This is a genomic window from Microbulbifer agarilyticus, from assembly GCF_019800665.1.
GTDB classification, from domain to species: Bacteria; Pseudomonadota; Gammaproteobacteria; order Pseudomonadales; family Cellvibrionaceae; genus Microbulbifer; species Microbulbifer agarilyticus_C.
Map to the genome: position 1 here is coordinate 598,968 of NZ_JAHVKO010000003.1, position 15,505 is coordinate 614,472.

Annotated in this window: 11 protein-coding genes; 3 read left to right on the forward strand and 8 right to left on the reverse strand. The window is 56.4% G+C overall.

Features of this window, described 5'->3' with window-relative positions; all coding sequences use genetic code 11:
- Positions 1–230: 230 nt before the first annotated feature.
- The 8 genes from KUV22_RS08260 to KUV22_RS08295 all read right to left on the reverse strand — a co-directional run bounded on the left by KUV22_RS08260 (position 231) and on the right by KUV22_RS08295 (position 13,233).
- Positions 231–2,942, reverse strand: a complete 2,712-nt coding sequence (locus tag KUV22_RS08260) for a nitrate reductase (RefSeq protein WP_222230061.1) — start codon at positions 2,940–2,942, stop codon at positions 231–233.
- Between the two features lie 20 nt (positions 2,943–2,962).
- A complete protein-coding gene (gene nirD / locus KUV22_RS08265; protein ID WP_222230063.1) occupies positions 2,963–3,319 on the reverse strand; it encodes a nitrite reductase small subunit NirD in 357 nt (118 codons plus the stop codon).
- A 73-nt stretch (positions 3,320–3,392) separates the two neighbouring features.
- Positions 3,393–5,921 (reverse strand): nitrite reductase large subunit NirB, encoded by a 2,529-nt coding sequence (gene nirB / locus KUV22_RS08270; RefSeq protein WP_222230065.1) that lies wholly within the window; start codon positions 5,919–5,921, stop codon positions 3,393–3,395.
- 384 nt (positions 5,922–6,305) lie between these two features.
- Positions 6,306–8,045 carry a protein kinase domain-containing protein gene (locus KUV22_RS08275; protein WP_315857520.1) on the reverse strand — a complete coding sequence of 580 codons (1,740 nt, stop codon included), beginning with the start codon at positions 8,043–8,045 and terminating at the stop codon, positions 6,306–6,308.
- A gap of 216 nt (positions 8,046–8,261) precedes the next feature.
- Positions 8,262–9,728 (reverse strand): NarK family nitrate/nitrite MFS transporter, encoded by a 1,467-nt coding sequence (locus KUV22_RS08280; protein WP_222230069.1) that lies wholly within the window; start codon positions 9,726–9,728, stop codon positions 8,262–8,264.
- Between the two features lie 542 nt (positions 9,729–10,270).
- Positions 10,271–11,347 (reverse strand): CmpA/NrtA family ABC transporter substrate-binding protein, encoded by a 1,077-nt coding sequence (locus KUV22_RS08285; protein WP_222230071.1) that lies wholly within the window; start codon positions 11,345–11,347, stop codon positions 10,271–10,273.
- 43 nt (positions 11,348–11,390) lie between these two features.
- Positions 11,391–11,981, reverse strand: coding sequence for an ANTAR domain-containing response regulator (locus KUV22_RS08290; RefSeq protein WP_222230073.1), 591 nt, complete (start codon positions 11,979–11,981; stop codon positions 11,391–11,393).
- Positions 11,982–11,988: 7 nt separating this feature from the next.
- The gene (locus tag KUV22_RS08295; protein WP_222230075.1) at positions 11,989–13,233 is read right to left on the reverse strand and encodes a hypothetical protein; all 1,245 of its coding nucleotides are present in this window, start codon (positions 13,231–13,233) and stop codon (positions 11,989–11,991) included.
- Between the two features lie 69 nt (positions 13,234–13,302).
- Here KUV22_RS08295 and KUV22_RS08300 point away from each other — a divergent pair, with 69 nt between their 5' ends.
- The 3 genes from KUV22_RS08300 to modA all read left to right on the forward strand — a co-directional run bounded on the left by KUV22_RS08300 (position 13,303) and on the right by modA (position 15,267).
- The gene (locus KUV22_RS08300) at positions 13,303–13,611 is read left to right on the forward strand and encodes a hypothetical protein (protein WP_222230076.1); all 309 of its coding nucleotides are present in this window, start codon (positions 13,303–13,305) and stop codon (positions 13,609–13,611) included.
- A 78-nt stretch (positions 13,612–13,689) separates the two neighbouring features.
- Complete coding sequence (gene mobA, locus KUV22_RS08305) at positions 13,690–14,295, forward strand: molybdenum cofactor guanylyltransferase (RefSeq protein ID WP_222230078.1); 606 nt, start codon at positions 13,690–13,692, stop codon at positions 14,293–14,295.
- An 84-nt stretch (positions 14,296–14,379) separates the two neighbouring features.
- A complete protein-coding gene (gene modA / locus KUV22_RS08310) occupies positions 14,380–15,267 on the forward strand; it encodes a molybdate ABC transporter substrate-binding protein (protein WP_222230080.1) in 888 nt (295 codons plus the stop codon).
- Positions 15,268–15,505 lie beyond the last annotated feature (238 nt).

The following is a 15,505-nucleotide window of genomic DNA, read 5'->3' on the forward strand; positions in this document are numbered from 1 at the left end:
TGGGGAGTTCGAGTATTGGTGGCGTGGGTTAGTTGTCTGGGGTAGGTGGTACTTACTTGACTGGTTGTGTGGCGGCAAAGCACCGGGGATGGGTTTTCGAAACCGCCACAAGTACATCCCTGTAGGCTGCGTCGGCGACGTCCGTGTCGCCGACGCTTTCGTAAACCCATCCCTGGCACTTTGCCTTCGTATTAAGTAGGTAGGTTGTCGACGGTTTCGGAGAAACCAGTCTAGCCGACGGCGACTGCGAGGTTGGTATTTAGCAGTGCGGAGATTTCTGGCTTACAGGAGCCGCAGTTGGTGCCGCAGCCCAGTAGCTCACCGAGTTCGTCTACCGAGGCGGCGCCTTCTGCGATAGCGGATTCGATTTCTTTACGGGAGACCTGTAGGCAGGTGCATACCATCTGTGCACCGGCAGGTACGTCGTGCAGAAGTTTTGCGGGTGCGTCGGGCAGTGGCTCCAGCAGCGCATTCTCGAGTGTCTTGCGGTCTGGCAGGGAATGCCATTCGGCGCTGGTGAATACCAGGAATTCCATTTGCTCGCTGTGCAGTAGCCAGCGTTCACCGCTGGGTAATTGCAGCTGCTTACGATTGAGTTGTTTGTCGCCGAGCTTAAACAGTTTGTCGGCGAGCGCTTGCCAGTCCGGTTGCTTTTTCAGTGTCAGTTCGAAGCGGTAGCCGCCTTCAACCGGTACCCGGTACCAGTGGAGAATGGTTTCAAACAGTTTGGCTTCGCCAACTTGCAGGCGGCTGTGTAGTTCTTCTGCGGCTTCGGTGCGCAGTAACAGGCATGCGTAACTGTGCGCGGTGAGCGGCTCCACCTTAACCGCGACTTGCTTCAACTCTGGCTGGCCGGAGAAGGGGTCGGTAAAGGGGATGGCCAGGGCGCTGACAGTGGCGTTGTGGGCTAGGCTGTCGCTCCAGTGAATGGGCGCGAACAGTTGGCCGGGTTTCTGGCTGGGGGTGACTCTGGCGCGGCCGAAGAACTGGCCTTTTTCGCTTTCCACACGCACCAGCTGCTCATCCTGGATACCAAATTTTTCTGCTTCCTGGGGATGCACGTGCAGCTCTGGGGCTTCGCTGTGGTCCAGCAATTGGCGTGCGCGGCCGGTGCGGGTCATGGTGTGCCACTGGTCGCGCAAACGGCCGCTATTTAATACCAGTGGGTATTCGTCGCGGGTTTCCTGCTTTGGGCTCTGTGGTTGTACGGCGACAAAACGGGCGCGGCCATTGGGGGTGTAGAAATTGCCATCGCTAAACAGGCGCGCGGTACCCTGTGGGTTATCTGCGTTTACTGGCCACTGTACCGGGGTGAAGAAGTCGTATTCGTGGTCGCTGATATTGGCCAGCGCGGAGATATCAAACGCGCGACGGGCCTGCTCGCGGTTGTTTTCAAAACCGGAAAGCGCGGCGTGTTCGCGGAAAATATCGGCGGGCGACTGGAAGTCGAAGGCTTCACCGAAGCCCAGGCGTTTTGCCACATCACAAATGATTTCCCAATCGTGGCGGGCTTCGCCGGGTTTGGGGAGGAAGCCTTTCTGGCGGGACACGCGGCGTTCGGAGTTGGTAACGGTACCGGTTTTCTCGCCCCAGGTTGTGGCGGGTAGGAGTAGGTCGGCACAGCGTGCGGTGTCGGTATCGCCAACACAGTCGGATACGATGACGGTGGGGCAGTTCTTCAGTGCATTTGCGACGCGGCGTGCGTCGGGCATGCTCACCGCCGGGTTGGTGGCCATAATCCATACGGCTTTGATCTGGCCGCTTTCCACCGCATTAAACAGCTCAACCGCTTTCAGGCCCGGCCCCTGGGCCATGTTACTGGCATTCCAGAAGCGACCGACACGGTCGATATTCTCTTCGGTAAAGTCCATGTGCGCGGCGAGCATGTTCGCCAGCCCGCCCACTTCACGTCCGCCCATGGCATTGGGCTGGCCGGTGATGGAGAAGGGGCCGCAGCCCGGCTTGCCAATACGGCCGGTGGCCAGGTGGCAATTGATAATGGTGTTGTTCTTGTCGGTGCCGGTGCTGGACTGGTTGACGCCCTGTGAATAAAAGCTGATGGTTTTTTCGGTGTTGCGGAACAGCTCGTAGAATTCGAGAAGCTGTCCCAGCTCGACGCTGCAGTGGTCTGCGACCTTTTCCGGAGTCCACTCTGCGGCGGCGTACAGAGTGTCGGAAAAGTTTTCGGCGTGGTTGTCGATAAACGCCTGATCAAGAGCGCCGAACTCGGTGAGGTAGTGGAGCAGTCCATTAAACAGAGCCGCATCACTGCCTGGGGAAATGGCCAGGTGCAAGTCTGCCATTTCGCTGGTGGCGCTACCGCGCGGGTCGACGACCACAAGTTTGGCATTGGCTGCCTGCATACGTTGGAACAGGATCGGGTGGGTCCAGGCGGCGTTGGAGCCGATCAATACCACGAGTTCCGCTTCGTCGAGATCTTCGTAATTACAGGGTACTGCGTCTGCGCCCAGTGAGCGCTTGTAGGCGGCAACCGCAGAAGACATGCACAGACGCGAATTGGTATCGACGTTGGCGGTGCCCACATAACCCTTCATCAGTTTGTTGGCTACGTAGTAGTCTTCGGTCAGCAGCTGGCCGGACAGGTAGAAGGCCACCGAGTCCGGGCCGTGCTCATCGATTGTCTCGCGCAGTTTCGTAGCGGCAAAATCCAGTGCGGTTTCCCAATCGCACTCTTCGCCATGGAGTTGTGGTTTTAACAGGCGCCCGTGGTTGCCCAGCGTGTCCGCAAGGGAAGAACCCTTTACACAAAGTTTACCTTTGTTGGCTGGATGCTGATCGTCCCCCTGGATTCGGATCACACCTTCTTCGCCACCTTGATTGCCAGGGGTGGTTTCCCTGGTTGCGGCGACTCCACATCCAACGCCGCAATAGGGGCAGGTGGTACAGGATCTATGGGCGCTAAACAGCTCTGTTAATGCCATCTTCGACTGCTTTTTTGTTGTTATTGATCGACCTGGATTAGTACGTCATCGCCATCGAAAGCGACAGGGTAAACCGCGAGCTGGATAGCTTCCTCTTCCAGGCACTGGCCATCGGTCAGTCGATAGTGCTGTTTGTACAGCGGTGATGCCACGGTGACTTCATCATCGATTTCCGCAACCAGACCGCGGCCAATAACACCGGCCTTGGCGATAGGATCCCAGTTATCGATCGCGAACAACTGCGGTTCCTGTTCGGGTAAAAAAAACAGGGCAATCTGTCGATCGCCCACAAGAGCGCACACTCCGGAATCGGCTACAAGATCTGATCGCTTGCAGACTTGCAGCCACTCGGTGCGGGTTATGGCAACTTCGCTCATTTCGGTTCTCCACAATGGTATGGAAAGAATAGGGTTATGAAATCTTCAACGCTGTTTGCTAATGCGAGCCGGCTTATGCCGGCTCTGCGATCTTGACGATCTCTTCTTCGGTAGCTGGACGACGCTGCTGGCGCTCTTCCACGAATACGATCTTTTCGTCTTTCTCATCGGTGTTAACGAACTGGCGGAAGCGCTTGAGCATTTCCGGGTCGTTGATCGCGGTTTTCCATTCACACTGGTAGGTGCCAACCACGTTGGTCATCTGACGCTCCAGCTCGTCGCAGATGCCCAGCTTGTCCTCGATCACAACTTCGCGCAGGTAATCGAGACCGCCTTCCAGGTTTTCCAGCCATACAGAGGTACGCTGCAGCTTGTCGGCAGTGCGCACGTAGAACATCAGCACGCGGTCGATGTACTTGATCAGGGTGACGTCATCCAGATCCGTCGCGAACAGGTCGGCGTGGCGCGGGCGCATACCGCCGTTACCACATACATACAGGTTCCAGCCGTTTTCGGTAGCGATCACACCGATGTCTTTGCTCTGTGCTTCCGCACACTCACGCGTACAGCCAGATACCGCCATTTTGATTTTGTGCGGAGAGCGCAATCCCTTGTAGCGGTTCTCAACGGTGAGGGCCATGCCCACACTGTCCTGGACACCAAAACGACACCAGGTGCTGCCCACACAGGACTTCACGGTACGCAGTGACTTGCCGTAGGCGTGGCCGGTTTCGAAGCCCGCGTCGGTCAGTTCGCGCCAGATCTCTGGCAGCTCTTCCAGGCGTGCGCCAAACAGGTCGATACGCTGGCCGCCGGTGATCTTGGTATAGAGGTCGTATTTCTTCGCCACTTCCCCGAGTACGATCAGCTTGTCCGGGGTAATTTCGCCACCGGCAATACGCGGAACAACGGAGTAGGTTCCGTTCTTCTGCATGTTGGCCATAAACGTATCGTTGGTATCCTGCAGGCCAACGTGCGGCTTCTCGTGAATGTGTTCATTCCACAGCGAAGCGAAGATTGAGGCTGCAGTGGGCTTACAGATTTCACAGCCTTTGCCGGTGCCGTGTTTTTCCAGCAGCTCGTCAAAGGTTTTGATTTCTTCCACCTGCACCATGTGGAATATTTCCTGGCGGGTGTAGGGGAAGTGCGCACACAGGTCGTTATTGACCTCGACACCCAGAGCGGCGAGTTCGGTATCCACAACATTTTTCAGCAGTGCAGCACAGCCGCCACAGCCAGTCGCCGCTTTGGTGCAGTCTTTCACTTCACCCACGGAGCAGCAGCCACCCTGAACGGCGCCGACGATGTCGCCTTTGCTGACGTTGTGGCAAGAACAGATAGTTGCGGTGTCCGGCAGCGCATCGGCACCCAGAGTTGGTGCAGCGCCATCCAGCGCTGGCAGGATCAGCTGTTCGGGATGCTCCGGCAGATCCATGTCATTCAGGTGGTACTGCAGCAGGGTGTCGTAGTCGCCGGTGTCGCCGACCAGTACTGCACCGCGCAGCTTTTTCCCTTCACTGTCAGTGATCATGCGCTTGTACACGCCGGTCTGTTCATCGACAAAGGTGATGGCTGCAGAGCCCTCTTTGCGGCCGTGGGCATCACCGATGGAACCTACTTCTACACCCAGCAGCTTCAGCTTGGTGCTCATGTCCGCGCCGTTGAATTCCGCTGCTTCACCGCACAACAGGGAAACCGCGGTGCGCGCCATGGTATAGCCCGGAGCTACTAGACCGAAGATGAAGTTATTGAACAGGGCGCATTCGCCGATGGCGAAGATATTTTTGTCAGAGGTACGGCAGTTATTGTCGATCACGATACCGCCGCGCTCGCCCAGTTCGATACCGGCGGACTTGGCCAGGCTGTCTTCAGGGCGAATACCTGCAGAGAACACAATCAGGTCGGTAACCAGCTCTTTGTCGCCCTTGAACTGCATGCGCAGGCGGCCGCCGTCCACTTCTTCGATCAGTTCGGTCGCGGTGCTGGTGTGAACGGTAACGCCCAGTTCTTCGATTTTTTCGCGCAGCAGGTTGGAGCCGCCTTCATCCAGCTGTACAGACATCAGGCCGGGAGCGAATTCCACCACGTGTGCTTCAAGGCCCAGCTGCTTGAGGGCGTTGGCCGCTTCCAGACCCAGCAGGCCACCACCTACAACAACACCAACCTTGCCGTGGTTTGCAGCTGCCTGGATCTTGTCGAGGTCTTCCAGGGTGCGGTAAACAAAACACTTACTGTGTTCATGACCGGGAATCGGCGGTACGAAAGGATAGGAGCCGGTGGCGAGCACCAGGTGATCATAGGCCTCACTGGCACCGCTGGCAGAGGTGACGATTTTGTTTTCGCGGTCGATGCTCACTGCGGCGTCGTTCAGGCGCAGGTCGTAGCCCCACTCGCGATACTGTTCGACCTTGCCCATCGCCAGATCGTCGGCGGTACGGCCACCGAAGTATTCGGAGAGGTGCACTCGGTCGTAGGCGGGGCGGGGTTCGGCACAAAATACCAGTACGTCGAACAGTTCCCGTTCGGGGCGATTCGCCAGTTGTTCCAGGAAGTGGTGGCCCACCATGCCGTTGCCGATGACGACGATTTTTTGCTTAACCATAATCTCTGCCGTGATTTACCAGGTTGTACCCGGAGTCTTACCGAGTATTGGTACCTGACATGTTCGACAGAAAATTGGGGAGCCACAGATGCAGGAAGATGCTAAGGCTGCACGGGCTTACCCTCTTCTGTCGAAGAGTGTCAGGCGCCGTTGCCTTGCTAAAAGAATTTCAGATTGTGACTAATGGTATTCAATCTCTGTGCCAACTTGGGTTGATCGCTGATGGCGTGGGGAAACCGCAAAGACCTTGTGGTTAATGGGGGATTCGAAATCCGCGGGCACTTAGTTTGATGCTGCAAATTGGTGCGATTAGTAGGTGTGCGCCCCAGATTGGGACGCGACTGTGCCTTTGGCTGCACTTTTGCAGTGTTTTGGAAAGCAGTATTAAAGGAAGTACAGCAAATGAGAAAGTAGCGCGAGCACCGCGACGGTCTGCCAGAACAGCAGTGGGTTGCGCTGGATCAGCGGAGGCTTCTCCGTCGTGTCGAACTTTTTATTCGGAGTGCTCAGGTCGTGCACAAGCTCTGATAGAGCGGGGTAGCGGTTCTTCGGGTCCGGCGCGCAGGCCTGGCGCAGGGCGCCATCGATCCATTCCGGGATGTCCTCCCGGTATTGCCGCGCGCTGATGTAGCGCAGACTTGCGTAAGTCTTCAATTGGTAGTGACTGCTGCCGAAGCGCTCTTTATACGGGTAGTGCCCCGTCAGCATCTCGTAGGCGATAACACCGAGGGAGAAGATATCGGAGCGATGGCTGGCCGCATCTTTAAAGAAATACTCCGGGGCACAGTAGTTTTTACTGCCGGGCGGTGCGCTGTCCTGGTAGCGCAACAGCTCCTGAAGGCCTGCAGCATTGGCTCCCCCCAGATCAATTAACTTCAGGCGCCCGCTGGTGTCCACCATGATGTTTTCGGGCTTGAGATCTCCATGCACGATTTCCAAGCGTTGCAAGCGTCTCAGAGCACTAACCAGTTGTTGTACCAGATTGCGTACCTGGTCCAGTGGTGGCTCCGGATTGAGCTGCATCCACTGGCGCAGGTTCTGCCCATCTACATATTCCATCACGTGGTATAGAAACTTACGTTCCTTGCGCGGTGGGAATATTTTGACGATGGCCGGATGATCCAGGCGGCGCCCCGTCCACTCTTCCGCGATAAAGCGTTCGATATACGCGGGATCATCACAGAAGTTCTCCGACGGCGCCTTCAGTGCACACAGCCGTTCCGGCTCGCCATTTTTTCCTGACTGCATATCTCTGACGAGATACAGGTAGCTGCGGCTACTTGCATGGAGTTCCTGCAATACCTCGTAACCATCAATCTTGTTGCCGGGTTGCAGTGGCGGCGGGAAGGGCAGTTGGCTGGTAGCTACCATCACATCGTCGGCCTGCACGGTGTCCACCACATTCACGCGACACAATGCCAGGCTCAGATTGTCTTTACTGCCATTGTCCAGCGCTGCCGCGGTCAACGCCTGGGCCGCGTCCAGTTGGTGTCTGGCGAGCAGCTCGGTGAATTGGCCTTTCGGCAGAAAATCGTGGATACCGTCGGTGGTGACACAGAAGAGATCGCCAGCTTCCAGCGGCTCGCGCCGATAGTCCACCTCTATATGCGCATCCATACCCAGCGCGCGACTTAAAAAGGTGCGCTCCGGGCCAAGTGCGCGACTGTGATCGCGGGTCAGACACTCCAGATTACCGTCGCGCAACCGATAAATTCGCGAGTCACCAATATGAATCAGGTGTGCGGTAGAGCCCTTGAGAATCACTGCCGAAAAGGTCGTCAGCCAACCACGCTGTACCTCGTCGGCTCCACCACTCTGCCGATACAGCCAGCTGTTTAGTGCATGCAGCACTCGCCCACTGGCCTGCTTTACCGACCAGGAGTCCGGTGTGCTGTAGTAATCGGAAATAAACCCGCTAATTGCCGCCCGTGCCGCCGCGCCACCCGCCTCGGCACTCCCAACACCATCGGCGATCGCCGCCATGGAGCCGCGATAGCGCAGATCGCTGCCGGTAGCCCGATATACGGCCACCGCATCGTCATTGTAGGCGCGTAGCCCACACTCGCTCGCAGTGGCGAACTCCAGATTTTCAGAATTAGAGGCTTTTTGATCCGAGTCTGACACAGTAGTGGTTTCGCAGGTGTGGTTCAAAGTGGTCCTCTCAGTATCGGCAGGGCTGAGATCTATGCGATAAGTGGTGTGCCGGAATCCGTTTTCGGGACTGTCTGCGAGAGGGATCTCGCGGACAAGCCCCCAGGGATGGGTTCACGGCGTGTCTCGAAAACGGATTCCGGCACGCCGCGCCACGTAACTATCTGAGTGGTTGCCCCATTATCTAGATTAGGCAACGTCGATCAGAGAAACGCTACCATCCGGCATAACCTCAGCCATTTGACCTTCCGGCTCTTCAAGGAACAGCAGAGTAACAAAGCCAAGTACTGCGGTACCAGCAATCACCAGGAAGAAGGTCTGGTAAGACACCATGCTCAGAACGGTCAGGTAGAACACCGCACCCACGTTGCCGTAAGCACCCGTCATACCGGCGATCTGGCCGGTCAGGCGACGCTTGATCAGCGGTACCACCGCAAACACTGCACCCTCACCGGACTGTACGAAGAAAGAACATGCCATCGCCGCAGCTACTGCCAGATACAGCGGCCATTCAGCGTCGATCATACTCATGGTCAGATAGCCCAGCGCCAGGCCCGCAGTCAAAATCAACAGCGTGCTCTTGCGTCCAAAGCGGTCACTGATCAGACCGCCCGCAGGGCGGGACATCAGGTTCATAAACGCGTAGGCGGAAGCCAGCAGGCCAGCTTTTACCGGATCCAGGGTAAAGGTTTCGGAGAAGAACAGCGGCAGCATGGAAACAACCGCAAGCTCGGAGCCGAAAGTCGCGAAGTACAGAATGTTCAGCACCGCAACCTGCTTGAACTGATAGCGATGAATCGGCTCCGGCAGTTTTACGAAAATCTCTTTGTTGATGTCGTAACACTTCTTCGCATCAAACGCATACAGAGCGGCGAGTGCCACGTAAATCATAACCGCGACGGACTGCGCCAGCATGCCAACACCGGCCGGGGACAATTTCCAGGTAAGCAGCGCCAGTGCCGCGTACATGGGTACTTTCATGATCAGCAACAGTACAAAATCCGCAGGGCTGGAAACTTCCATACCGCCGATTTTCTTCGGCTTGAAGTAGGTGCCGCCCTTCGGGGTGTCGGTCACGGAACGGTAGTAAATCACACTGTAAACCAGCGCAATCGCACCAGTCAGGCCCACCGCGTAACGCCAGCCGTCGTCGCCGCCGAACAGCAGGGCGATGGTCGGCAGGGTCATGGCACCCGCCGCAGAACCAAAGTTACCCCAGCCGCCGTAAATACCTTCCGCGGTGCCCAACTGCTTTGCCGGGAACCACTCGGAAACCATGCGAATACCGACTACGAAACCGGCGCCGATAAAGCCCAAAAGGAATCGACCGATTGCTGCAGCAGTAAAGCTGTCGGCCAGTGCGAAAATAAAGCAGGGGATACTGCCGACTGCCAGCAGCAGAGAATACGTCAGGCGCGGACCGTACTTGTCCGTCAACATGCCGATAATTACGCGCGCGGGAATGGTCAGCGCCACGTTCAAAATCAGCAGGGTTTTTACCTGTTCCGAAGTGAGCGACAGACTGTCGGCAATTGCCATCAATAGAGGTGCATGGTTGAACCAGGCAAAGAAGGTAATAAAGAAGGCAATCCAGGTGAGGTGCAGTACCCGGATTTTTCCTTTAAAGGAAAATAGGTTTAAGGAGTCACTGGACATAATGTTATCCCGTTAGTTTGTGTTCTGAATCTGTCGGCTTGCTCTGCAAGGCTCCAAACGGCGGGCATAAAAAAAGCCCACGGGGCACCCTGGCTGCCGCCGGTGGACTTCGCTGTCCTACTAATAAGTGTTGATAAGTACGAGTAAGCTTCACCTGCGAGGTTCTTTACCGTGCATGCGGTTCTGCTTGTGGCTAATTACGATTTAGCTACTCAATCACTATGTAATAGCTATTCAATAACTGTGCCATGGTTGTGCGAAAACAGGGCCGCAGGCCGAAACTGGTGCGTTGTGTTGCAAAAAAATGGCGCATCGGAGGTGAAACTTGCTCGATAACGCGCGGTAATGTTCCGCGGCCAATGAATCTTGAGCGGTTGCGGGGCGCAGCTAGATGTCAGTTGCGCCCCGTTTTGGTGTGCTTTGGTTGTGGCGGTGCACAATTGTGCACCGAGGGTGGGCGTGTGCGGATAGCGCTTCAGGGCTTAGTGGGCTGCAAGATGCTACTAACTTGTGTGTGACTTAGGTGTTCAGGACTTAGGTGTTCAGGACTTGGATGTATGCATCTCGCGCAGCCGGAGGTAGTCAAGGGTTTGCTGGTAAAGGTCGGGGTGGAATAGTTCCACAGTATCCGTATCGACCGGCGCGATTTCATTGCACAGGGCGAGCAACTCGCGTGCTTTTTGCGGGGAGGGGCGCCCGTGATCTGTCTGTGGGTGGGCAAACAAATGCCAGCCTGTATTCTGCTCGGGAGTCATGTCCTGTTTACGATACAGTTGATCGTTCAGGGAGGCTGCAACTACGTCATCAGGTAGGTTGAGATATTCCGGGCGCGCTAGAATTCCCGCTGCATCGCGACGGTTGGTGCGATCGCTCAGCCATCCACAAGCCTCGAGTAGTGCGGCGCGCAACGCCATATGGGTTGCCGGATTTGCTTCGTGCCAGCTGCGTGTAACCGCGAGTACTTTTTCTGGCATTGCAGGCATCAGGGCGTTGTTCGGCGTGGCGATAACTCCGATACCTTCCAGGGCGGCAAAGGTGTTCCAGGGTTCGCCAACGCAGAAACCATCAATATCCCCACGGCGCAGGTGGTCCACCATTTGCTCCGGGGGCAAGACCTGTAGGCGTACATCGGTGTCGGGGTTAATCCCTGCACTGCTTAACCAGTGGCGCAGCTGCAACGTGTGGCTGGCAAACGGGTACACGCTGGCAAACGTGAGCGGTGCTGTATCCGATGCTTGTCCGTCAATAAATTGCTTCAGCGCTTTACCGACGCCATCCGCGTCGTCAGATTGTGGGTTTAACTTGCCGTAGAGGTCGCTGGATAGGGTGATCCCGTTGCCATTGCAGCTCAGGATCAGGCCACTAAGCAGCTCCTCTTCGCAGTTTGGCAGGGTTTGCTTGAGAGTGAGCGGCATGGGCGCAAGCATCGCGGCTGCATCGGCAGCGCCGCCGATCAGCTTATCCCGCAGCGTGGCCCAGGAAGTTTCCCGCTTTAATGTCACTTGCAGTCCATGTTGCTCAAATAATCCGAGCTCATGGGCGATGATCAGTGGGGCGCTATCTGTCAGACGCAGATAGAGCAGTTTGAGTTTTGGCTTTTCGACTTGCAGGCTGCTCACGGTATTACTCTCGGCAATCTTTAAAATTCTGTGTCAAATCCCGCTATCTGGCCGGTGTTTGCAGATGCGTGACGATTTGTTCGGCGACATTGCGCATGGTGGAGTTGCTGTTCATCGCCAGGGTGCGCAGGGTCTGGTGGGCGGCCTGCTCACTGATATTTTTGCGGGCCATTAATAGCCCCTTGGCACGCTCAATGATTTTGCGTTCGTCCAGCTGTTGCTGGGTGCGCTCCAGGGACTGCCGCAGTTGCTGATAGCTGCGGAACTGTGCCATGGCGATTTCAATGGCCGGTGCGACGCGTTCCGCGGACAGGCCTTCCGCCATATAAGCACTGACACCGGCATCTACTGCGCTACTAATGAAATCTGCGCCACCGCGGGCAGAGAACATCGCTACTGGCGTAGGGTTGTGCTGGTTGATTACGGAGAGGCTTTCAAGAATGTCCCGATCGGGGGATTCGATATCGATTAACACGATATCGGGGCGGTGTTTTTCTACCTGATATAGAAGGCCTTCAGCGCTGGAAAGCTGCGCTAACAGGTTGTATCCGGCAGCGCTGAGCTGCTCGGACACCATGGCCGCGCGCTCGCTCTGGTCATCGACCAGTAAAATGCTGATAGGGTTAGTCGTCATCGCTTTGTCAAAACTTCAATTCGAACTGCAGCCAGAATTTGTCCGTATCGCTGCTGAAGGTGTCAGCGTCGTAGGTAGCGTATTTGGCGAGCAGGTCGATATTTTTTGTTATGGCATAGGTCGCTACCAGGTCGAGTTCGTTGCCGTACTCGCGGCTGAAGCGATCGCTATAGAATTTATGCAAAGTTGCTGCAAACTTAATGCCAGAAATAACCACTGAGCCGCCAGCGTAGTAGTCGCGGATGCCGTCGACGGGGGTGGTCAGGAATTTGTCCGCGTAGCCCTGGAACTTGTGCAGCGTGGCCAGTGGGGTTTGAAATGCCCACTGATCATCACCGGCGAGCCACTCGGTACCGACGAATCCGGCAAATTTGTATTTCTGTTCCGGCTTGGTGCCGAACTCCGCGTTGTAATACTCCGCGCGGTAATCGTAGGGGTTGCGCCCGGTATCGCTCTGCGTGGCGGCACGCAGGTGCCAGCGGAAGGTTTCGCAGTCCACGCTCCATTTGAAACCGGCGGTGACACTCGCGAGTTCGTCAAATTCGTGGAAATCGAGGCTGTAGAAAAAGCCGCTGAGGGTTTGGTTTGGGCGTACCTTGTATTTAAGGCGCAGCGCGTTTACCGGCCCGCCAATGTCTCCGTCGGCACCATCGGGGCCGAAGATCCGGTTGACGTTCCAGGAGTAGAAGTAGTCGCCGGTAAACCGGTCGTCGAATGCCCACTCACCGCGTAACGCATCGTATGTCTGTTCGTTCTGGCGCCAGCCAACGCCGCCGATAAAACGCTGGTCGTCAAAATTAATGCGTTGTCGGCCCAGGGTGAGCAGGTTCTTGTTGCGCTTGTAGCTCAGCTGAACCCGGTTTACCTCGCTGTATTCCGGGTCGGCAATGACCGGGTACTGGGTGCGTCCGTTCTCGGTGTTGTTGAACTTCTCGCTACTGATATAGGTGACGTTGTCACCTTCCAGCAAGAACTCCCAGCCATCCCAGCGCGCACTGGTCCAGGTGGCGCGGCTGCGCAGAGTGCCGGCAGTGGCATGATTGGGAAAAGAAACTTCGCGCACATGCTCGTAGCGAGGGCGAAAGTTGAGATCAAAGGTGCTGTTGCGAATCATGTCCCCGGCCATTTGCGCGATGTTTTCTTCCGCACCAACGGCACTTGTCGCACTAAACAGCAGCGCAGCCCCGAGAACCGCTTTGCTGAGCTGAAGGTATACGGCGGTAGTCTGGCCTGCACATGGGCTGGCAAACATGGACATCTCCCTGGATATTCGCGCGCAATAGAAAAGGCCCGGCGGCACGGATTGTGCGGCCGGGCCTCAATGCCACTAGCATTTGGACAATCAAAACTCGTACCAATGGGTGCAAATTTAGTAGAGCGTGTGCTTTATATGAGCGCTGCAGCGATGATTCGTCGTCTTCTGGCGGACGATTGCGCCCTAGCGGTGCAAAAAGGTCGTGGCGTGGAGCGAGAAAGCAGTTGGGTGCGCCGTTATATGGCGGTTGGTGGTGCGACATGGTGCAAAGACGGGTGGCTGCGCGGCAATATGGTGCAGTATTTGGCCGGGCCGGGAGCGTCCTTTTGGGCTACATTTTCCAAAGATGAAATATACGAAGCTAATTTGCCGTAATTTTGCTGTATGGTTTCGCCTCCCAGCGGACGTGGCAAGCTGGAGTCACGAGAATCAAGTGTCAGGATGCAGTAATAAATGACATCGCCATCAGGTAATCAATCAACGCCGGCAATTCGGGTGTGCCCGGTTGTGCTCGCTGGTGGACTCTCTAGTCGAATGGGGCAGGACAAGGCGCTGCTAAAATTATCCAATGGCAGCACGCTGCTCGAGCATGCGAAGCGCCAGCTGGAGCTGGTTGACGCGCCTCAAGGCATGGAGATGATGGCGCCACTGGTGAGCGGGCGCCGCCCAGGTGGCATTCCAGACCAAGTAGAAGCCGCAGGCCCTCTCGGGGGGCTCCAGGCCATCGACCAGCATTTGCGCCAGTGGGAACTCTCCTGCGACGCATTACTGGTGGTGCCGGTGGATATGCCGCTGCTGTCACCTGGCCTGCTGGAGCAGCTGTGTGTTGTCGGGCAGACCGTGGAGCAAGCGGTGTGTTTCGGTGACTACTTTATGCCGTGCTGGCTTCCACTGAACGCGCGCAGCCGCAAGTACCTGGGTGCCGCGGCCGCAGGGGACGCGATTGCGTCTGTGCGCGCCCTGTTTGGGTTTGTTGGCTGCGTGCAACTGCCGGTCCCGGAGGGCGATTGGCACCTGAACCTCAATCGCCCGGAGGATTTCAGCCGATTGCAGGGGTAGCACAAGGATTGGCACCACCTACAGAGTGGTGGCAGCGAGTGACGGGCAGTGGGGGTAGATTCGAATTGAGGTATTTGTATTCGAATGTTGTTACGAAACACGAGCTTTTCCCTCGCCGGTAAACTGCTTCGGCGCCTGTTTGCGACCATCTATATCGTTGTGGTCGCAGTTGCTCTGTCCAGTTGTGGCGAGCGCGCCCCGAAGGTGCTGCGTATCGCCGTAGATGCCAGTTTCCAGCCCGCGCTCGAGGCTTTGCGGCCGTCTTTCGAAGCGCACTGCCGCTGTCGCCTGGAGATCACCGCTGGGGCCAGTGGCCTGCTCTACAGTCAGATTCGTGCAAACGGCGCGGATCGTCCCTTCGACCTGTTTCTCTCTGCCGATATGGCACGCCCGGTATTGCTGGAAAAGGCTGGACTTACGGTTCCTGCCAGTCGCCAGACCTATGCACGCGGTCAGTTGGCGGTATGGGCCAGTGAGAAAATCTCCACCAACAAGTCTTCCGGATTCTCCACCCTTGCTGCGCTCGCGACACAGGGCGCCTCCGGCGCGACCCTCACCCCTCGCCAGCTCATCCTGTTATTGGGCCGCGGTAAACACAAATTGGTCGTGGCTGACCCGCAGCTCGCCCCGGATGGGGATGCGGCGGTCAAGATGTTAAAGAAGCTGCGCTTGTGGCCGAGGGTAAAGAATCGGGTGGTGTACGCGGGGCATTCGGGGCACGCGCAGATCATGTTGCACCAAGGGGAGGGAGACCTGGGATTGATTCCCTACGGCCAGGCTCTGGCTTCCGGGCGCCGAGCCCAGTTTATGCGTATCCCCTATCAGTTCCACCCACCACTGGAGCAGCAGCTGGTGATCCTGCGGGGTACCCGGCAGCGGGATCTGGCTATTCGCTTCCTACAATATTTGCGCTCAGACCCGGTACAGGCGCGTTTGCTCCCTTTAGGATTTTTACCTGCCAAAAGCCGGTAATACGCCATATAAAATATGGTTGCAGGGGAAATCGATTCGCCTAATGGGATTGATAAATGTTGTAAAAATTATCTAGATAATGGTTTTATTTGATACCTATTCCAATGCCGCATCAATTCCATTTCAAAGGGTTATTATTTAATTAAACGGTTTGGAATAGTTAATTAAATAATCCTTTATACGACTCGCCCTTAGGCATATAGCGCTTTTTCGCGCCACTTTTTTCATTGGCCTCTCG